At 72.1% G+C, this 19,230-nt stretch carries 18 protein-coding genes, 1 tRNA gene and 2 pseudogenes; 11 read left to right on the top strand and 10 right to left on the bottom strand.

Annotation, left to right across the window (positions count from 1 at the left end):
- Nucleotides 1-2 precede the first annotated feature (2 nt).
- A complete protein-coding gene (locus ABD332_RS32680) occupies nt 3-545 on the bottom strand; it encodes a flavoprotein (protein ID WP_344506192.1) in 543 nt (180 codons plus the stop codon).
- Between the two features lie 24 nt (nt 546-569).
- A complete protein-coding gene (locus ABD332_RS32675) occupies nt 570-1,802 on the bottom strand; it encodes a helix-turn-helix domain-containing protein (protein WP_344506191.1) in 1,233 nt (410 codons plus the stop codon).
- A gap of 193 nt (nt 1,803-1,995) precedes the next feature.
- Between ABD332_RS32675 and ABD332_RS32670 the strand changes: the two genes are divergently transcribed.
- The gene (locus ABD332_RS32670; protein ID WP_344506190.1) at nt 1,996-2,634 is read left to right on the top strand and encodes a bifunctional DNA primase/polymerase; all 639 of its coding nucleotides are present in this window, start codon (nt 1,996-1,998) and stop codon (nt 2,632-2,634) included.
- Nucleotides 2,635-2,992: 358 nt separating this feature from the next.
- On the opposite strand, the gene ABD332_RS32665 is transcribed toward ABD332_RS32670, so the two are convergent.
- From ABD332_RS32665 to aceE, 6 genes are all read right to left on the bottom strand, one after another.
- The gene (locus tag ABD332_RS32665; protein ID WP_344506189.1) at nt 2,993-3,415 is read right to left on the bottom strand and encodes a hypothetical protein; all 423 of its coding nucleotides are present in this window, start codon (nt 3,413-3,415) and stop codon (nt 2,993-2,995) included.
- A gap of 281 nt (nt 3,416-3,696) precedes the next feature.
- Complete coding sequence (locus tag ABD332_RS32660) at nt 3,697-4,434, bottom strand: ABC transporter permease (RefSeq protein WP_344506188.1); 738 nt, start codon at nt 4,432-4,434, stop codon at nt 3,697-3,699.
- Between the two features lie 2 nt (nt 4,435-4,436).
- Nucleotides 4,437-5,318 (bottom strand): ABC transporter ATP-binding protein, encoded by an 882-nt coding sequence (locus ABD332_RS32655; RefSeq protein WP_344506187.1) that lies wholly within the window; start codon nt 5,316-5,318, stop codon nt 4,437-4,439.
- Between the two features lie 19 nt (nt 5,319-5,337).
- Nucleotides 5,338-5,634: a transcriptional regulator gene (locus ABD332_RS32650; RefSeq protein ID WP_344506186.1), complete on the bottom strand. Its 297-nt coding sequence runs from the start codon at nt 5,632-5,634 to the stop codon at nt 5,338-5,340.
- Entirely contained in the window at nt 5,627-6,268 is a 642-nt protein-coding gene (locus ABD332_RS32645) for a transporter (RefSeq protein WP_344506185.1), read from the bottom strand. The genes ABD332_RS32650 and ABD332_RS32645 overlap by 8 nt, the downstream gene beginning before the upstream one ends.
- A gap of 76 nt (nt 6,269-6,344) precedes the next feature.
- Nucleotides 6,345-9,089 carry a pyruvate dehydrogenase (acetyl-transferring), homodimeric type gene (aceE, locus tag ABD332_RS32640; RefSeq protein WP_344506184.1) on the bottom strand — a complete coding sequence of 915 codons (2,745 nt, stop codon included), beginning with the start codon at nt 9,087-9,089 and terminating at the stop codon, nt 6,345-6,347.
- A 251-nt stretch (nt 9,090-9,340) separates the two neighbouring features.
- Here aceE and ABD332_RS32635 point away from each other — a divergent pair, with 251 nt between their 5' ends.
- The 7 genes and pseudogenes from ABD332_RS32635 to ABD332_RS32610 all read left to right on the top strand — a co-directional run bounded on the left by ABD332_RS32635 (nt 9,341) and on the right by ABD332_RS32610 (nt 14,232).
- Nucleotides 9,341-9,817, top strand: coding sequence for a hypothetical protein (locus tag ABD332_RS32635; protein ID WP_344506183.1), 477 nt, complete (start codon nt 9,341-9,343; stop codon nt 9,815-9,817).
- Nucleotides 9,818-9,859: 42 nt separating this feature from the next.
- Nucleotides 9,860-10,132: a hypothetical protein gene (locus tag ABD332_RS32630; RefSeq protein ID WP_344506182.1), complete on the top strand. Its 273-nt coding sequence runs from the start codon at nt 9,860-9,862 to the stop codon at nt 10,130-10,132.
- Nucleotides 10,133-10,145: 13 nt separating this feature from the next.
- On the top strand, nt 10,146-10,559 hold the full coding sequence (locus tag ABD332_RS32625; protein WP_344506181.1) for a YjbQ family protein: 414 nt from the start codon (nt 10,146-10,148) through the stop codon (nt 10,557-10,559).
- A gap of 48 nt (nt 10,560-10,607) precedes the next feature.
- Nucleotides 10,608-11,051, top strand: coding sequence for an NUDIX hydrolase (locus tag ABD332_RS32620; protein ID WP_344506180.1), 444 nt, complete (start codon nt 10,608-10,610; stop codon nt 11,049-11,051).
- Between the two features lie 54 nt (nt 11,052-11,105).
- A pseudogene (locus ABD332_RS60165) lies at nt 11,106-12,185 on the top strand (thiamine pyrophosphate-dependent enzyme); the annotation flags it as partial.
- A gap of 438 nt (nt 12,186-12,623) precedes the next feature.
- A pseudogene (locus ABD332_RS60160) lies at nt 12,624-13,694 on the top strand (alpha-ketoacid dehydrogenase subunit beta); the annotation flags it as partial.
- Between the two features lie 106 nt (nt 13,695-13,800).
- A complete protein-coding gene (locus ABD332_RS32610; RefSeq protein ID WP_033362448.1) occupies nt 13,801-14,232 on the top strand; it encodes a DUF3052 domain-containing protein in 432 nt (143 codons plus the stop codon).
- 626 nt (nt 14,233-14,858) lie between these two features.
- Here the strand turns inward: ABD332_RS32610 and ABD332_RS32605 are convergent.
- Nucleotides 14,859-17,612, bottom strand: coding sequence for an Hsp70 family protein (locus ABD332_RS32605; RefSeq protein ID WP_344506178.1), 2,754 nt, complete (start codon nt 17,610-17,612; stop codon nt 14,859-14,861).
- Between the two features lie 46 nt (nt 17,613-17,658).
- Between ABD332_RS32605 and ABD332_RS32600 the strand changes: the two genes are divergently transcribed.
- The 3 genes from ABD332_RS32600 (at nt 17,659) to ABD332_RS32590 (ending at nt 18,827) form a co-directional block, all read left to right on the top strand.
- Nucleotides 17,659-18,123, top strand: a complete 465-nt coding sequence (locus tag ABD332_RS32600) for a peroxiredoxin (protein ID WP_344506177.1) — start codon at nt 17,659-17,661, stop codon at nt 18,121-18,123.
- A gap of 87 nt (nt 18,124-18,210) precedes the next feature.
- Nucleotides 18,211-18,285, top strand: a tRNA-Val gene (locus ABD332_RS32595).
- A 50-nt stretch (nt 18,286-18,335) separates the two neighbouring features.
- The gene (locus ABD332_RS32590; protein ID WP_344506176.1) at nt 18,336-18,827 is read left to right on the top strand and encodes a hypothetical protein; all 492 of its coding nucleotides are present in this window, start codon (nt 18,336-18,338) and stop codon (nt 18,825-18,827) included.
- 6 nt (nt 18,828-18,833) lie between these two features.
- Here ABD332_RS32590 and ABD332_RS32585 read toward each other — a convergent pair whose 3' ends face one another.
- Nucleotides 18,834-19,229 carry a hypothetical protein gene (locus tag ABD332_RS32585; RefSeq protein WP_344506175.1) on the bottom strand — a complete coding sequence of 132 codons (396 nt, stop codon included), beginning with the start codon at nt 19,227-19,229 and terminating at the stop codon, nt 18,834-18,836.
- Nucleotide 19,230 lies beyond the last annotated feature (1 nt).

Here is a 19,230-nt window from a genome sequence, read left to right as displayed (position 1 = left end):
CGTTACTCCACCCGCGGCGGGCCGAGCGCCTCGACGGGCAGATGCCAGGGAAAGCGGTCCGTGATCCGCTCGCCCGTGCCGGGCGGGTGGAGGGGCAGGACGTCGGGGCCGTAGAGGACGGTGACGCCCCAGGCCCGCAGCTTCTCGATCGACTCGCCGAACGCGGGGTGCCGGGCCATGGCGGCGTTGGTGAAGGGCACCGCGACGATCGGCAGGCCCATGCCGAGGCCCTCGACGACGAGGCCGAGGGCCAGGGTGTCGGCGATGCCCGCGGCCCACTTGTTGATCGTGTTGACGGTGGCCGGGGCGACGATCATGGCTTCGGCCTGCGGGAGGATGTCGGGGTCTCCGGGGTACTTGTACCGGTGCCGGACGGGGTGCCCGGTCTGGGCGATGAGGCTCGGGATGTCGAGCCACTTGAGGGCGTCCGGCGTGGCGACCACGCAGACCTCCCAGCCTTTCGCCTGGGCGAGCGACACCAGCCTGCTGGCGTGCTGCGTGACAGGCGATCCGCACATCACGGCGTAGAGGACATGACCGGCCATGCGGGCATTGTGCTACCCCGTGCCCTACACCCCCACGCTCATGTGCTCGGCGAGTTCAGCGACGGGCGCCGAGGGGGTGCCTCGGGTGCGCCGCAGGACGTCGCTGAGCACCTCCCGGGCCAGCGGCCGGCAGCGGATCTCCGAGGGGGCGAGCCGGTCGCCCTCCAGGAGCATCTCGCTGGCCTGCTCGATGTCGCCGAGGAGGGCGTAGGCGCGGGCCTGGTCGAGGTAGTGGTGCGCGCGGCGCTCCGGCAGCAGCGCGTGGAACGCCTCCAGGTTCAGCGACTCGTGCACCTCGACCGCGTGGCGCCCCTCGCCGAGCTCGACGGCGGCGGCGGCGCGGTGCAGCTGCACGTTCGTCGGCCCGAAGCTGGACCAGTAGTAGTTGTGGTCGCCGTCGAGCCCCCGGGCCGCCTCCTCCGCCCCGCCGAGCAGGTCCCGGACGGTGGCGCCGTCGCCGATGCGGGCGGCGGCCATCGCGCCCTGCAGCAGCAGCATCCCGTAGACCGACAGGCGCTCGGGTGCGCAGTCGTTGCCGTCGGAGCCGGGGGCGAGCCGGTTGGCGATGTTGACGTTGATCTCCAGCGCCGGGCGGGACCGGCCGAGGGCGAGCAGCGCGAGGGCGACCCTGGTGGTGGCGGCGCCGGCGAGGAGCTGGTCGCCGGCGCGCTGTGACACCGCGATCGACCGGTCGGCGGCGAGCCAGGCCAGCTCGTGCTCGCCGAGCTTGCGCAGCGCCGAGGAGGCGATCTGGTAGACCTGCCCGAGCAGGTGGGCGGCCTCGCGGCCCTGCCCGCCGTCGGCGTAGGCGGTGTCGGCGGCCTGGGACTCCCGCAGCAGGCGGGGCAGGGTGCGGGCGAGCATGCCGTACTTCGCGTGCTGGTAGCTCAGCCACGCGTGGGTGACGGCCTTGCGCATCTCGGCGAGGGGCGGCGGCTCGGGCGGCGCGTAGAAGAAGGCGCTGATCTGGTCGTAGCGCTCCAGGGCGGCGCGGATCTCCTCGACCTCGACCTGGTCGACGCAGTTGACGCTGTCGGGGCGCCGCTCGGGGTCCTTGCCCAGCAGGATCTGCACGTCGAGCTGGAGCACGTCGGCGATCTCGTAGACCACCGAGAACTTGTCCAGGCGTCGCACGCCACGCTCGACCTTGTCGACCCAGCTCTTCGACTTCCCGAGCCGGTCCGCGAAGACCTGCTGGGACATCTTGCGCCGGTTCCGCCAGTAGGCCACGCGCCGCCCGATCGGCAGCTCATCCACGCCGCTCACCTCCGGAGGTCACCCGCTCGGCCGAAATCGCACCTTTTGTGCGGTTCGTCCGGCGTTCGTGCTCATACGTTCTGAAGTGCAAGTTGCAGACCCCGTTGCCATTGCCAACGACGCACACGTCGTCCGGTGACGCGACGTGGTTCTGTGCGCACTTTCGAGTGATCTCCGCTGCTAGGAGGAGCACATGCGGTCCTGGGAACGCGCCAAACTCCGCAAAGCGGCCGTCCGGTACGCCGAACACGGCTGGCACGTGCTGCCCGGCGCCTACCTGGTCGGCCAGCACGCGGGCCGGCACGCCAGGGAGCGCCGCTTCGACTGCGGCCAGCCCGGCTGCCGCACCGTGGCGTGCCACCCCGCCGCGAACACGCCGAGCCGGTCGCCGGCGACCGTCGCCGAGTGGTGGCGCGTGCACCCCTACAGCGTCCTGTTCCCGACCGGGTACGCCTTCGACGTCCTGGAGGTCCCCGGCGCGCTGGGCCGGGCCGCGCTGCTCGGCGACGGCTTCGTCGCGGCGCGCGGGCCGGTCATGGTGGCCCGGCAGAAGGGTCAGGGGGACCGCTGGTCGTTCCTGGTGCTGCCCGGGCACGGGCTGCTGCCGGAGCTGGCCCAGCAGCCCGGCGTGGTGCTGCACGGGCAGGGGTCGTGGGTGCCGGCGGCGCCGAGCCCGCAGTTCGGCGGTCGGGTGCGCTGGGAGCTGTCCCCGGAGTCGCACGGCTGGCGGCCGGCGGAGCCCTACGCCGTGCAGGCCCTCATGCTCGACGCGATCGGGGCCGGACCCATGGCGGGCGCGGGACACCGGGGCATCTGGCGCACCGCCGCCTGACCCCACCACAGCAGACGGCCGGTCCTCTCGGGGGGACCGGCCGTTGCCGTTGTCCGCAACCGGGCCGCCGCTCAGGCACGAGCAACCAGCGCCGTCGATGGCCGAACGCCCGCGACCAGTGCCGCGACGGTCGTCGGCGCCCGGGGGCGGGAGGCCTCCGCCGCCCGGGCACGGGACATCGCCCGAGCGGCGGGGGTCGACGAGCGCGCTAGGCTTCGGAAAAAATTCACGTGCAGAATTCATGCCGCTGCCCAACGTAGCGTCGGTGTAGCCCTACGTCGACCCTTGTCCTCCGACTGGGCTACTCAAGGGTTGCGTGAATACCTACTCAACCCTGAGTGTTGATCTACTCAATTGATCAGTAACTCACCAGGACGTCCACGGTGGCCACCACCCGGCGGACGTCGGCGCCCGCATTCCGGTCGGGCACCTCCACCGGCTGGGCGGCGGGGTCGACCCGGACGATCCGGCCGCCCTCGGGCAGCCTGACGCCGCGCGCCGCGAGCAACGCGGTCAACGCACCGTAGACGACCGCCTCCACCCGGTCGGCTGCGGCCCACACCTGGAGCCCGATCCGCCAGCGGACCTGACGCGCCCACGGCAGGCGGGAGCGGACCGGCTCCCCCACCGCTTCCACGAGCAGGACCGGTGGATCACTCGTCGGATTGGCCGGTCGCGAGGTCACCAGGGTCGCGTCGGACAGATGGTGTTGTGCGCGCAGGTACGCCACGACGAGGCCGACCGCGTCCGGCTGCGCCACGGCCGTCACCGCCCCCGTCACCCTCGTCCCCCTCGCCCGTGTCCTTGTCGAGGACAACGGGACGCGCACCGCCTGGTCGCGGTACCAAAGATACATTTCATATTCCCCGAAGAAAGGATTCATGTGTGATCGGAGAAACGGCGCGTCCGGTCGAACGGTTCGTTGATTTCCGCCGCCGGTGGTTGCCACCGCCCCCCACTCCAGGGTAATGACCAGGAAAGATCGGGTGGGTGCTTTTGCGACAAACATCGGCGCCCCCCAATCGGCATTTTGCCGCCGACCGGAGGGCGCCGGAGCGCGGATCAGCTGAAGCGGGCTCCCTCGTCGCGGCGGTGCGCCCAGGCCGCGAGTCCCGCCGCCGCGACCGTCCAGGCGGCCAGGGACACCATCGCGGTGGCCGACACCGTGAAGTCGCCGACCGCGGCCCAGAGCAGCTCGGCGGCGCCGCGGGTCGGCAGGAACGGCGCGATCGTCTCGACGAACCCGGGCGCGTCGCCGGGCGCCGACAGCAGCCCGCCACCGAACGCGAGCGGGAAGAAGATGATCTGCGCGACGGCGAGGGCGGCCTTGGTCGGCAGGGAATAGCCGATCGCCAGGCCCATGAACGTGAACGGCAGGGCGCCGAGCACGACCGCGCCGAGGGCGAGCAGCAATTGCACCGGGGAGGCGGTGGCGGCGGTCAGTGCCGCGCCGATGACGACGACCGGGATCAGCGACAGGAACATGAACGTGAGCCCGGACAGGACCCGCCCGGTGAAGGCGACGGCGGGCCCGGCCGGCAGGGTGCGGCTGTAGGGGTCCCACGGCTGGGCGCGGTCCTCGGCGACGCCGACGCCGTAGGTGAACAGCGAGCTGGTCATCACCGCGAACATGACCATCGAGGCGGTCGCGTAGGTGGCGCCGGCCGGGTCGTCCCCGGCGAACGGCACGACGAAGAACAGCATCGACGCGGCCGGGAAGAACGCCCCGCCGACGACGGCGACGGGGATGCGGGCGGTCTCCAGGATACGGAACCGGGCATGCGTGAGCGCGAGCGACATGATCAGCGTCCCGTCAGGGTCAGGAATACCTCTTCGAGGCTGGTGGGCCGGACCTGCAGCCCGCGGAACGGCACGCCCGTGGTGACGAGGTCCCGCACGAGCTGGTCCGGGTCGGCGGTGAGCAGGGAGGTGCGGCCGTCGGCCTGCTCGACGCCGACGACGCCGGGCAGCGGCGGCAGCTCGGGCAGCGTCGCGCTGTCGAGGCTGACCCGGTGGATGCCGACCATGGCGCGGATCGCGGCGACGGTGTCGTCGGCGAGGACCCGGCCGCCGCCGAGGACCACGACCCGGTCGGCGAGGGCCTCGATCTCCTCCAGGTAGTGGCTGGTCAGCACGACGGTGCCGGTGCGTCCGTACGCCCGGACGTGGTCCCACAGGTCGCGGCGCGCCTGCACGTCCAGGCCGGTCGTCGGCTCGTCCAGGAACACCAGGTCGGGGCGGCCGACGAAGGCGAGCGCGACGGCGAGGCGGCGCTTCTGGCCGCCGGACAGGCCGCCCGTCTGCCGCCCGGCGACCTCCGTCAGGCCGAACCCTTCCAGGAGCTCGCCGGTGGGGACCGGGTCGGCGAAGTGGGCCGCGACGAACGCCACGCACTCGCGCACCCGCAGCGTCGCGGGCAGGCCGGTCTCCTGCGGGGTGACCCCGATCCGGCGACGGGCGGCCGGGTCGCGGGGGTCGCCGCCGAAGAGCTCGACGGTGCCGCTCGTCGGGCGCCGCAGGCCGACGAGCAGGTTGACGAGTGTCGACTTGCCGGCGCCGTTGGGGCCGAGCAGCCCGACCACGCCGCCGGCGTGGATGTCGAGGCTGACGCCGTCGAGCGCGACCTGGGCCTTGGCGCCGGTGCCGTAGCGCCGGGTGACGTCGACGGTGCGGGCGAGGAGCATCAGGACTCCCTGGTGGGGTCTAGGTGTTTGGATCCAGGAGGGCGCGGACGGCGGCCGTGTAGTCGTCGAAGGCGACCCGGCCGCGGTCGCTGAGGGCGGCCGAGGTCGTCGGGGTGCGGCCGCGGAAGGACTTGACCAGGTCGACATAGCCGGCCTGCTCGAGCTTCGTCAGGTGCACCGACAGGTTCCCGGCCGTCATGTCGAGCAGCTCCTGCAGGCGGGGGAAGGTCATCCGGTCGCCGGCGGGCAGCCCGGACAGCGCGGCCATGATCCGCAGCCGCGCCTGGGCGTGGATCACGGGGTCGAGCTCAGCCACGCCGCCGTCCCCGCCACCAGAGGACCACCGCGAGCAGGCACAGGCCGCCGCCACCGCCGGCGGAGATCAGCAGCGAGTGCCAGCCGGGGCCGAGGGCGACGCCGGCGATGTTGATGACGGTGAGCCAGGCGCCGAGGACGAACATGTCGCGCGACAGCCAGATGGCCGCGCCCGCCATGTACATGACGGCGACGGTGCCGACGGAGACACAGGCCCACAGCAGGCCCTGCTCGTCCTGGGGCAGGTAGCGGACGAAGCGCCCGGTGGTGGAGCCGACGCCGGCGAACGCGAGGAACCAGGCGATCCCGTAGGCCGTGCCCTGCCACGACGAGCGGCCCTCGACGCCGCGCCCGCGCCGGACGGACGCGACCAGGGTGCTCACCATCGCGGTCGCCATCGCCGCGAACAGCACGACCAGCGGCAGCCACTCGGGCAGGTCGACGAAGACCCGGCCGCCGGGGCCGAACCGCAGGAACAGCAGCCCGTGACCCACCAGCCAGGCGAGACCCCAGGGCAGGTAGTAGACGAGCGGGTTGAGGGTGATGGTGCTGGTGACGGCCGTGCGCTCCTGCTGGATGAGGGCGAGGGACTCCGCCGGCGAGGCGGGCGGCGCGTCGTCATCGACCGGGGTCATGCAAACTACTTTACGCCGCAAACCTGTTTGCCGGAAGAGAGGGCCGCCCATGCGGACGGCCCTCGCTACCCGTCGATCAGGAGTCGCCGCCGGTCTCCCCCACCGGGGCGGCGTTGACGTCGTCGATCGCGTACTTCTTCGCCGCGTCCGCAGCGGCCGACGCCGGCACCTCGCCGCGGCGGGCGAGCTGGCGCAGCGTGGCGACCACGACCGACTCGGCGTCGACGTGGAAGTGCCGGCGCAGCGCGTGCCGGGTGTCGGACAGGCCGAAGCCGTCGGTGCCGAGCGACGTGTAGTCGGTGGGCACCCAGCGGGCGATCAGGTCCGGCACGGCCCGCATGAAGTCGGAGACCGCGATGACCGGGCCCTCGGCGCCCTGCAGCGCCTGGGTGATGTACGGCACCAGCGGCTCGTCGGCCGGGTGCAGCAGGTTGTGCTCCTCGGCGAGGATCGCGTCGCGGCGCAGCTCGGTCCACGACGTCGCGGACCACACGTCGGCGGCCACGCCCCACTCCTCGGCGAGCAGCTTCTGCGCCTTCAGCGCCCACTGCATGCCGGTGCCGGAGGCGAGGATCTGCGCCTTCGGACCCTCCTGCACCGGTGCGGGCAGGTACTTGTAGAGGCCCTTGAGCACGCCCTGCACGTCCAGGCCCGCGGGCTCGGCCGGCTGGAAGATCGGCTCGTTGTAGACCGTCAGGTAGTAGATGAGGTCCTCGGGCTTCTCGCCGTACATCCGGTTGACCGCGTTCTCGGTGATGTGCGCGATCTCGTAGCCGAACGCCGGGTCGTAGGCCACCACGGCCGGGTTCGTCGCCGCGATGAGCAGCGAGTGACCGTCCTCGTGCTGCAGGCCCTCACCGTTGAGCGTGGTGCGGCCCGCGGTGGCGCCCAGCAGGAAGCCGCGTGACATCTGGTCGGCGGCCGCCCAGATGCCGTCGGCGGTGCGCTGGAAGCCGAACATCGAGTAGAAGATGTAGACCGGGATGATCGGCTCGCCGTGGGTGGCGTAGCTGGTCGCCGCAGCCGTGAACGACGCGACCGAGCCGGCCTCGTTGATGCCCTCGTGCAGGATCTGCCCGTTGGTGGACTCCCGGTAGCTCAGGAACAGCTCCCGGTCGACCGGCGTGTAGTTCTGCCCGTGCGGCGAGTAGATCTTCGCGGTCGGGAAGAGCGAGTCCATGCCGAAGGTGCGGGCCTCGTCGGGGATGACCGGCACCCAGCGCCGCCCCATGCCCTTGTCGCGCATCAGGTCCTTGAGCATGCGGACGAACGCCATCGTGGTGGCGACCTTCTGCTTGCCCGAGCCGCGCTTGATGTCGCCGTACACCGACGACTCCGGCAGCTTCAGGTCCACGTGCTTGGTGCGCCGGTTCGGCACCGGTCCGCCCAGCTGCGCGCGCCGCTCGCGCATGTACTGCATCTCGTCGGACTTCTCGTCGGGCCGGTAGTACGGCACCGCGTACGGGTTGTCGCCGATCGCGCTGTCCGGGATGTCCAGGTACAGCCGGTCGCGGAAGTCCTTGACGTCCTGCAGCGTCAGCTTCTTCATCTGGTGGGTCGCGTTGCGGCCCTCGAAGTGCGAGCCGAGCGTCCAGCCCTTGATCGTCTTGGCCAGGATGACCGTCGGCTGGCCGGTGTGCTCGGTGGCCGCCTTGTACGCCGCATACAGCTTGCGGTAGTCGTGGCCGCCGCGCTTGAGGTTCCAGATCTCGTCGTCGGACAGGTGCTCGACCATCTTGCGCGTGCGCGGGTCACGGCCGAAAAAGTGCTCCCGCACGTACGCGCCGGACTCCGCCTTGTAGGTCTGGTAGTCGCCGTCCGGGGTGACGTTCATCAGGTTGACCAGCGCGCCGTCGGTGTCGGCGGCCAGCAGCGGGTCCCACTCCCGGCCCCAGACGACCTTGATCACGTTCCAGCCGGCGCCGCGGAAGAACGCCTCGAGCTCCTGCATGACCTTGCCGTTGCCGCGGACCGGGCCGTCGAGGCGCTGCAGGTTGCAGTTGATGACGAACGTGAGGTTGTCCAGCTCCTCACGGGCGGCGACGCCGATCGCGCCGATCGACTCCGGCTCGTCCATCTCGCCGTCGCCGAGGAACGCCCATACGTGCTGCTGGCTGGTGTCCTTGAAGCCGCGGTTGTGCAGGTACCGGTTGAACCGCGCCTGGTAGATCGCGTTGATGCCGCCCAGGCCCATCGAGACGGTCGGGAACTCCCAGAAGTTGGGCATCAGCCGCGGGTGCGGGTAGCTGGGCAGGCCCTTGCCCATGCCGCCGTGCGACAGCTCCTGGCGGAACCCGTCGAGCTGCTGCTCGCTCAGGCGGCCCTCCATGAACGCGCGCGCGTACATGCCCGGCGAGGCGTGACCCTGGAAGAAGATCTGGTCGCCGCCGCCCGGGTGGTCCTTGCCCCGGAAGAAGTGGTTGAAGCCGACCTCGTACAGGCTGGCGGCGCTGGCGAAGGTCGAGATGTGACCGCCGACGCCGACATCGGGGCGCTGGGCGCGCTGCACGAGCATCGCCGCGTTCCACCGGATGTAGGCACGGATGCGCCGCTCCACGTGCTCGTCGCCGGGGAACCAGGGCTCACGCTCCGGCGTGATCGTGTTGATGTAGTCGGTGGTCGTGAGCGGCGGCACGCCGACCTGTCGCTCCCGCGCGCGCTCCAGCAGGCGCAGCATCACGTACCGGGCGCGCTTCGTGCCGCGCTCGTCGATCACTCCGTCCAGCGACTCGACCCACTCGGTGGTCTCCTCCGGGTCGATGTCCGGCAGTTGACTCGGCAGGCCGTCGCTGATCACTGGGCGCTTGCGTTCGGTGGACACAGGCGTTCCTTCTAGGTGTAGGACCGGTCGCCCCCGAGGTAGGACGGTGGTGGCCGGTCGGGATGGCCTCTGGGTGTTCGGGTTGAGGCAATGTGTGAGCCCATGTCCCATCCTGCCTGCCCTCAGTGCAATCCGTCACGTCTACGGGGCGTCAACTGCGACGCGCGACACGATACCGGCGGGTAACTTCTGCGTGACAAAACCGCGACTGATCGACCGTACCGCGGGTCCGGATCGGCTACGGTCCGGCCGTGTCCGACAACTCCGCCTGGTGGCTGCTGGTCCCGGTCCTCTGCGTCGCCGCCTCGATCATCACGGTGGTCGTCGTCATCACGTTCGTCGTGCGCCGGGTGGTGCGCGGCGCCGTGAGCTCCGCCTTCAACAACACGACCGGCGGCGGGCTCCGGCGCGGCGGCCCGTCGTCGTCCTCGTCCCCCTTCGGCACCGACCCGATCGGGCCCGACTGGACCCCCGACGGCGGCGGCTCCGGCCCCTCGGGCGGGCACCACGGCTCCCACGGCTCCCACGGCTCCCATGACTCCCACGGCGGTCACGGCGGCCACGTCCATGGCTGGGGGCACAGCATGGACCACGGCCACTCGCACTCCCACTCGCACGACTCCGGGTCGTCCTGGTCGTCCTCCGACTCGGGCTCGTCGTCGTCCAGCGACTCCGGCTCCTCGTCCTCGTCGGACTCCGGGTCGTCGTCCTCCTCCTCCAGCGACTGAGGCCACCGGCCTCCCGTTGCGCGCGTTGACTACCGTGCGGCTGTGCCTGACAACGCGCCCTCGGGCCCACCGTCCGAAATGATCGCCGTCATCGTGATCTTCCTGGTCGTGGTGGTCGTGGTGGCCGCCATCGGCGCCGCCCGCGGCGGCGGCCGCCGCTCCGGGTCCTCCTCCGACGCGACCTCCTCCGACACCGGCTCCTCCGGCTTCGACTGGTCCTCCGGTTCCTCGTCCGACTCAGGCTCGTCCGACTCAGGCTCCTCCGACTCAGGCTCCTCCGACTCGGGCTCCTCGTCGTCGTCCTCGTCCGACTGACAGACTGGGGTCCATGCACTCCGAGGTCATCACCGTGCGCACCGGCTCCCGGCCGGTGGTGCGCGACATCACGGACGAGGCGTCGCGGTTCGTCGCCGGGCACGCGCCGGACGGCGACGGGCTGCTGCACGTGTTCGTCCCGCACGCGACCGCCGGCGTCGCGATCATCGAGACCGGCGCGGGCAGCGACGACGACCTGCTGCGCGCCCTCGACGACGTCCTGCCGGCCGACGACCGCTGGCGGCACCGGCACGGCTCACCCGGCCACGGCCGCGACCACGTCATGCCGGCGTTCGTCGCGCCGTACGCGACGCTGCCGGTCGTCGGCGGCCGGATCGCACTGGGCACCTGGCAGTCGATCTGCCTGGTCGACCCGAACGGCGACAACGCCACCCGCCAGGTCCGTTTCAGCTTCCTGACCGGATGAGCGCGTTTCCTGCCGGGGTTCCCGGCCCCGGCGCGGGAGGATTCTGACGTGATCGAGCGTCGCGTCGCCGTCGTGTTCCTCGTCGACCCGCAGGGGCGGGTCCTGATGCAGCACCGTGACTCCCACGCGAAGGTCTCGCCCAACCAGTGGGCGATGCCCGGCGGCAAGATCGAGGACGGGGAGACGCCGGAGGAGGCGGCCCGCCGCGAGGTGCGGGAGGAGACCGGACTGACCGTCACCGACCTGGAGCACTACGTCACCGGTACAAGACCCTCGGTGACGACCGCCGACGGTCTGGTGGAGATGCACGTGTACTACGCGGCCACCGACGCCACCCAGGACGACATCGTGCTCGGCGAGGGGCAGGCAATGGTCTTCCTCACACCTGAGGAGGCACTCGCCCGCGACCTCGGCGTGACCGCGGCACTTCTGGTGCCGGGCTTCCTGGAGTCTTCGCAGTACAGAGCCCTGGCGACGCGCAACGGGCCGTGACCGTCGCGACACCGGGCGACGCGTCGGACTGGCAGACGAAGACCAAAGTCGGCCATGCTGTCGAGCGTGACCACCCCTCAGGACCTCGACGAGCGGTTCCGCGCGGAGCTCGCCGGGCTCGTCGCCGCCACGGTCATCCGGGACCTCGACGAGCCGGTGCGTGACGACACCGCGCTCACCGGTGTGCAGGCCCGCGAGTTGTACGACGCCCAGTGCACCAGCCGGCACCTCGACCTCGCGGCCCGCTGGCTGCGCAGCTTCAACGCCGGTTACTACACGATCGGCTCGTCCGGCCACGAGGGGAACGCGGCGGTCGCCGCGGCGCTGCGCCCGACCGACCCCGCCCTGCTGCACTACCGCTCCGGCGGCTTCTACTGCATGCGCGCCGCCCAGGTCCCCGGCAGCGACCCCATCCGCGACGTCATGCGCGGGGTCGTCGCCTCGGCGAAGGAGCCGATCGCCGGCGGCCGGCACAAGGTCTTCGGCCACCCCGACCTGCACGTCGTGCCCACCACCTCGACGATCGCCTCGCACCTGCCGCGCTCGATCGGCGTCGCGTACGCGCTCGGCCGTGGCCGCCGGCGCACCGGTTCACACGCCGACGCCGGTGCCGGCACCAACGGCCACGGCTGGCCCGGCGACGCCGTCGTCGTCTGCTCCTTCGGCGACGCGTCGATCAACCACGCCGCCGCGACCGCCGCGTTCAACACCGCCGGCTGGTGCGACCACGTCGGGCTGCGCCTGCCGCTGCTGTTCGTCTGCGAGGACAACTCCCTCGGCATCAGCGTCCGCTCCCCCGAGGGCTGGGTCGCCGCCGCCCTCAGCAGCCGCCCCGGGCTCCGGTACTACACCGCCGACGGGTGCGACAGCGCGGCCACCTACGACCGGGCCGCCGAGGCCGCCGCCTGGGTGCGCCGTTTCCGCCGGCCCGCGATCCTGCACCTCACCACCGTCCGGCTGATGGGCCACGCCGGCGCCGACGCCGAGATGGCGTACCGCACCCCCGTCGAGATCGCCGCCGACCTCGCCCGCGACCCGCTCGTGCACACCGCCCGGCTCATCGTCGAGGCGGGCGTCGCCACCCCGTCGGAGCTGATGGCCCGCTACGACGAGCTCGGCTGGGACGTGCGCCGGGTCGCGGAGGAGGTCCTCGGCGAGCCGAAACAGGCCAGCGCCTCCGAGGTGACGGCGCCGCTCGCGCCGCGCCGGCCGGTCCGCGTGTCCCGCGCCGTCGCCGACGCCGCCGCCGACCTGGTCGACGAGGCCGTGGACCCCGACGCGGGCAGCGACATCGGCGACGACCTGGAGTTCTCCGAGGCGTACGAGCCGCCGCACTCCCACCGCGCCCCCGACACCGACGCGCCCGCGGCGCCGTCGTCTTCGGATTCGCCGTCGCCGTCGCCGTCGCCGTCGCCATCGCCGTCGGATTCGCCGTCGTCCTCGGATTCGCCGTCGCCTTCGGATTTCACGGCGACCGAGGTGCCGGACGCATCGGAACTCTCGGAAGTGCCGGAGACATCGGAAGCGTCGCCGGAGCCGGCCGACACCCGCGCCAACGGGCATCCGCCGACCCGCGCGGCCGCCTTCAACGGGAAGCTCCCCGAGCGCGCCGGCCCGCTCACCCTCGCCCAGACGATCAACGCCGCCCTGACCGACGCGATGCTCGCGTACCCGCAGATGGTGGTCTTCGGCGAGGACGTGGCGGCCAAGGGCGGCGTCTACGGGGTGACGAAGGGCCTGCGGGACCGCTTCGGCAGCGCGCGCGTCTTCGACACCCTCCTCGACGAGACCTCCATCCTCGGCCTCGGCCTCGGCGCCGGGCTGGCCGGGATGCTGCCCGTGCCCGAGATCCAGTACCTGGCCTACCTGCACAACGCCGAGGACCAGCTGCGCGGCGAGGCCGCCACCATGCAGTTCTTCTCGCAGGGCGCCTACCACAACCCGATGGTCGTCCGGGTCGCCGGCCTCGCGTACCAGCTCGGCTTCGGCGGGCACTTCCACAACGACAACGCCCTCGCGGTGCTCCGCGACATCCCGGGGCTCGTGGTCGCCGCGCCGGCCAGGGCCGAGGACGCGGCCCCCATGCTGCGCACCTGCCTCGCCAGCGCGGTCGTCGACGGCAGCGTCTGTGTGTTCCTGGAGCCGATCGCCCTGTACCACACCCGCGACCTGCACGGCGACAGCGACAACTGGTGGCTGTCGGAGTACGCGCCGCCCAGTGAATGGTCGGCCATCCACGTGCCGATCGGCCGGGCCCGCGCGTACCACAGCGGCCCGAACGACGACCTCACCATCATCACGTTCGGCAACGGCGTCCGGATGTCGCTGCGGGCCGCCGCCCGCCTGTCCGAGGAGGGCGTCGCCTGCCGGGTCGTCGACCTGCGCTGGCTGTCGCCTCTGCCCGTCGGCGACATCATCAAGCACGCCTCCGACACCGGCCGCGTCCTCGTCGTCGACGAGACCCGCCGCTCCGGCGGCGTCGGCGAGGGCATCATCGCCGCCCTGGTCGACGCCGGCTACGTCGGCGTGGCCCGCCGGGTGGCCGCGGTCGACTCGTTCGTGCCGCTCGGCCCGGCCGCCAACCACGTCCTCGTCTCCGAGGAACAGATCGTCCAGGGAGCGAAATCGCTGTTGGCCCGGTAGTTTGGACCTTTAGTTTTTCGATCGCATCGGTGCGCCACTTGCGTTGACGGCCCGTACTGTGTGGACTACGCGCTAACAGTGGTGTTGCGACAGGAGGCAGTGGACAGTGAACGCGACCGCGGGTCAGGCCGAGGTGAAGAGCCTGGCGGACCGGTTCGGCGTCGAACCGGGCATGGTCGTTATGGAGATGGGGTACGACGACGACGTCGACCAGGATCTCCGCGACGTCCTGATCGACCGGTGCGGTGACCTGGTTGACGAGGAGACCGACGAGGTCGTCGACGTTGTGCTGCTGTGGTGGCGCGACGACGACGGCGACCTGGTCGAGACGCTCATCGACGCGCTGGGCCCGCTCGCGGACAACGGCGTGGTGTGGCTCCTCACCCCGAAGGCCGGCCGCCCGGGGCACGTCGAGCCGAGCGATATCAACGAGTCGGCTCCCACCGCCGGGTTGCAGCAGACCTCGACGGTCAACGCCGGCAAGGACTGGACGGCCGCGCGCCTGGTCGCGCCGCGCGCCGCGAGGTCCCGCCGCTAGCTTGTCGGTGCGCTCGCCTTCCCCTCCGCAAGGAGCCATTGAAGGCGAGCCCTGACCCCCAGCCCGGCCCCGCCACCTTCGTCAGGCACCCGGGCCGTTCCCTCCTGCGCTCAATCCGCCGAGGTGCCGTTCCCCGCTGGACCGTGGCCACGCCCCGGCCTTCCACGACGCCGCCGCCATGATCGTCTCGCGGATCCGGTCGCCCCGGCAGCCAGATCCGCTATCCGATCACTGCGCCACCCCACCGGCCGCCCCGCGCCACCACGATCGCGCACAAGTCCGCCCCTGTCCCCCGATCGTGGACACACGCGCCCCATCCCCCGGCTTCACCCACACCCCGCGTCGGCTCGCACCAGCCGGGGGCCGCGGACTTCGCACCCACGCTGGCGCTGCCCGGCAATGCCACCCTCCTCAGACCGACCGCTCGCCACCGCCGGGAACCATGACCGACGGACAGCGATCCGCCCTTCAATCTGCGAGAGGGCGCGGAGTCCGGCATCCGGAGCGTGGCACCGGTCGCCCGGAGCCCGCACGGCTTGTGGTCGTGCGGGGTCCAGCAACCACCATCGCGGTGAGCGTGGCGCCCGGCCACATGAGGCGAAGGGTGCGGCAGGTCGGCGGTGGGGTCAGGCGGCTGAGGAGCGGGTCTGGGTCGGCTTCCAGGTCGGGGTCGGGGACGGGGAGTTGGACCAGGACTTCGAGGGGGTCGGGGACGGGGACGGGTTGCCGCCGCCCGAGTTGGACTGGGGCTGGTAGATGCGGACGTCGGAGAACGTGACGTCGGCGGCGTCGCCGCTGGGGGTGAAGGCGCCGAGGTTGACCTTGCCGCGCTTGATCGATTCGTTGACCTTCGAGCCGAGCTTGACGCCGTTGGCGTAGACGGTGATCTCCGAGCCGATGACGACCAGGGCGACGTACGGGTCGCTGGTCATCTTGACCGGCCAGGACGCCAGCTCGTTGCTCTGGCTGGGGGCGGCGTCGCCCAGGGCATACAGGCGGATCACGCCGTCGCAGACGCCCACCGTGTACGCCTCCTGGCCCGCCCTCGCCCACATTCCCGCGCAGCCGCTCACGCGGTGCACCTTCGCCTCGATGCCGGCGTCGGTCATGTTGACGTTGAGCGTGTCCTTCAGCGTGCAGCCGGTCAGGCCGCGCGGATCCGACACGACGTGCAGGTCGTCGCTGGACGCGTCGCACCTGCCGCCCTCGGACTCGTCCTGGGAATACCACAGCTCGTGCAGGCCACGGTCCTGGAACTGCTTCCAGTTGCCGGGCACCCACGACGGCCGGTCCTGCTGCGAGTACGGGGGAAGCGTCTGCCCCTCGGCCGCCGTCGGCGCCACGGACCCGCCGCTCGTCACGGAGGTCGTGGGCTGCTGCGCGACGTCGTCGTCCTTCTTGTTGCCGCCGACCTCGGTGTACACCACGTAACCCGCGAGTGCGAGCGCCAGCACCAGGATGCCGACGAGCAGCGGGATCGCCACGTTGCGCCGCGCCGGCGGGGGCGGCGGCTCCTCCCGCGGCATCGGCGCGTATTCCATCCGCGACGCGGACGGCGAGTCGTAGACGCGCTGGACCGGCTGCGGCGGCTGCGCGACCCTCGGCGGCTGCGGCGGCGGCACGGGAGCGTGCCCCTGCTGATACCCCTGCGGCCCGCCGCGGTGCCCCTGCTGGACGGGTGGCGGTGCCATCGGGCGGAGCCGCTGCGTCGCCTCCGCGTCGCCGAACGCCGGGCTGACCGGCGTGCCGCTGACCGGCGCCGCGCCGGCCTGGAAGCCACCCGCCTGGTATCCGCCCTGGTATCCACCGGGCCCGCCGCTGACGGGCGGCGGCGCGCTGACGGGCGCGTTGGCAGCGGGAGGCGCGCTCATCGGAGGCCCGCTCATCGGCGGCGCGCTCATCGGCGGGCCACTCACCGGCGGACCGCTCATCGGCACCGCGCTGACCGGCGAGACCCCACCGGGCGGCGTGCCCTGCCCGTGCTGGAACCCGGCGGCGCCCTGCCCGCCCTTCCCCAACTGCGCCGCCGCCTGCTGCGCGGCCGCCTGCTGGGCTGCTTGCTGAGCCGCCGCCTGCTGCGCCGCTGCCGCCTGAGCAGCCGCCGCCTGGGCCGCCGCCGGTCCCGCCTGCTGGGCGCCGGCCGCCGGCGCACCAAAAGCGCCAGCCGCGCCGGCCACTGCGGCACCCGCGACACCCGCCGCGGCAGGACCCGCGACGCCGGGCGCCTGACCCGCCGGCCCCCCGCCGGGCACAGGCCCACCGGACCCGGCCGGAGGCCCGGACTGCGGCGGCGCCATGCCGGGCTGCACGCCCACGTTGACCCAGGCGCGGAGGCTGCCCTCGGCGACCACCATCTCGGGCTGCTCGATGATCGTCGGCGCGACGCCGAGCTCCTTCTGCAGCAGCGTCGCCACGAGCGGGATGCGGCTGGACCCGCCGACGAGGAACAGCCCGGCGAGCTTGCTGTTGTCCAGGCCCGCCCAGCGCACGACGGCCGCCGTGGTGCGGACCGTCTGCTCCAGCATCGGCCGGGCCAGGTCCTCGAACGCCTCGCGGGTGATCTCGACGTCCGCGGCCGCGATCGGCACGTGCAGCCCGGTCGACGGGGTCCGGGACAGCATCTCCTTCGCCACCCGGGCGTCGTCCCACAGCAGCCGCCGGTGCCGCCGGTCCTCGGTGGTCTGCGGGCTCTCCAGCCGCGCCCACACCGGCGGGTCCTCCAGCTTGCGCTTCGCGTGGTCCACGATCAGCGCGTCGAGATCGATGCCGCCCAGGTCGTCGATGCCGTCGACGGCGCGGACGTCGAAACCGTCGCCCGCCCGGGTCACGACGCTCGCGTCGAAGGTGCCGCCGCCGAAGTCGTACACGAGCAGGCCCTGCTCAGCGGTGAGCGGGCGCTGCAGGACACCCGCGAAGTAGTGCGCGGCGGCGACCGGCTCGGGCATGAGCGCCGGCTGCGGCAGCCCCGCGATCGTCGCGCCCTCCACCAGCGCGAGCCGCCGCGACACGCCCCACGCCGCCGGGTGCGTCATCGTCACCGCGCCGATCTGCCCGCCGGCGACCCGCTTGGCCTCCGCCGTGACGTGCGACAGGACCGCCCCGATCAGCGCCGGCACCGTGAACTCGCGGTCGCCGAGCAGCACCGTGCCGTCGTCGATGCGGCGCTTCGGGCTCGCCTCGAAGCGCGCGGGGTCGACCCGCGCGGCGTGCACCGCATCGCGGCCCACCAGGACCTGCCCGTCTGGCTGCGCATAGACGCAGGACGGCAGCAACGGCGAACCGTCGAACAGCAGGGGGCGGACCCGCCCATCCGGCCACGCAAGCAGCGCAACGGTGTGGGAGGTCCCGAAGTCGATGCCCAGACGTGGACCGGCAGTCATGCGGGCGAGTGTAGGCCCCCGGTACGACAAGTGGCATGCTCGTGCCATGACCCTGGACGTCGGTGCCGAAGCGCCGGACTTCGCACTCAAGGACCAGAACAATCAAGAGGTCCGCCTGTCGGATTTCCGCGGGCAGAAGGCGGTGCTCCTGGTCTTCTACCCTCTGGCCTTCACCGGCACCTGCCAGGGCGAACTCGCCTCCGTCCGGGACGGGATCGCCGACTTCCAGTCCCCCGCCGTCCAGGTGCTCACGGTGAGCGTCGACTCGCCCTACAGCCACAAGGTGTGGGCGGACCGTGAAGGATATGACTTCCCTCTCCTGTCGGACTTCTGGCCGCACGGCGCGGTCGCCCAGGCGTACGGCGTCTTCAACGACAAGGCCGGCTTCGCCAACCGCGGCACGTTTCTCATCGATTCGACCGGCGTCATCAGGTTCACCGAGGTCAATGGCCCAGGTCAGGCCCGCGACCAGGACCGGTGGCGCACGGCGATCGCATCGTTGCAGAGCTGATACAGACCTGATACCGACTGGGGCGGATGAGGCGCGGCAGGTAGCATCCTGGGGTACCCGGGTTCGCGTCGCCGTGACAGCAGTTCGGGGCGCGTAGCTCAGTGGAAGAGCACCCGCCTTACAAGCGGGGGGTCGTTGGTTCGAACCCAACCGTGCCCACCAGTACACACCTGACATCAACGCGGTCGAGAAGGCCTTGAGAGGGCGCGGCGATGTCCGCACGGCTGGAGGACTACCTCGGCGGGCCGCGGTTCGTGGGCACGGTCGTCTACGAGCCCGGCTGGTACCTGCTGAGCGTGCCGGACGAGGCGCACGCGGAGCTGCTGGCGCTGGTCGAGGAAGGCGTGGAGCTCAAGCCGGCGGCGCGGCCGCACGTCTCGGTCATGAAGGGCGAGGCGCCGTGCCGGAACGCGGGCGACTGGGGGACGGCGTTCGCCGGGGAGGCCGTCGCGTTCCGGGTCGCGCCGGTCGTGCACGGGGAGAACGGGCTGCACCTGTGGGTCGACTGCCACAGTCCACGGCTGTGCGAGATGCGGGAGCACTTCGGGCTGAGCACGCTGCGGCGGGAGGACGGGGCGTACCTCGTCAACTTCCATCTGACGGTCGGGCGGCGGAAGCAGGCCGTCGGCGCGCGCAAGCGGCCGCAGCTGCGGCTGTCACCGCAGAGCCACATCGACGTCGAGACCGGCATGCAGCACCTGTAGGGCGGCCTACAGCTTGTGCGGGCACTGGTGCAGCGGGCGCCGCGGGATGCGGGCCGGGCGGCGGATCGAGACGAGCCGGGCCGGGCGGATCGACGGAGCGGCGTGCGGCGCGGAGGTGGAGGTCGCGGTGCGGGACACGGCGGCCAGGTGCGAGGAGAGCGCGGCGTGCAGGAGCGTCGGCGACTGCTGCGGCATCGGCTGCATGCGCCGGTTGCTGCCGGTGTACGTCGAAACCGCCGGCGCGGGCGTGTACACCCGCTGCGCCGGGATGCGGGGCGCCGCCGGGACCGCGTCCGTGGCGGCAGGCTCGTCCTTCTCCGGCCTGGTGACCACGAACGCGACGATCGCCGCCACGACGACCGGGACCAGGTAGAGGAGGGCTCCGGCGTATTGCTCGGTCACG

Origin of the sequence: Dactylosporangium maewongense, from assembly GCF_039531485.1 — a bacterium.
GTDB classification, from domain to species: domain Bacteria; phylum Actinomycetota; class Actinomycetes; order Mycobacteriales; family Micromonosporaceae; genus Dactylosporangium; species Dactylosporangium maewongense.
The sequence above is the reverse complement of the archived record's forward strand: the minus strand, read 5'-3'. Positions and strand labels throughout refer to the sequence as shown.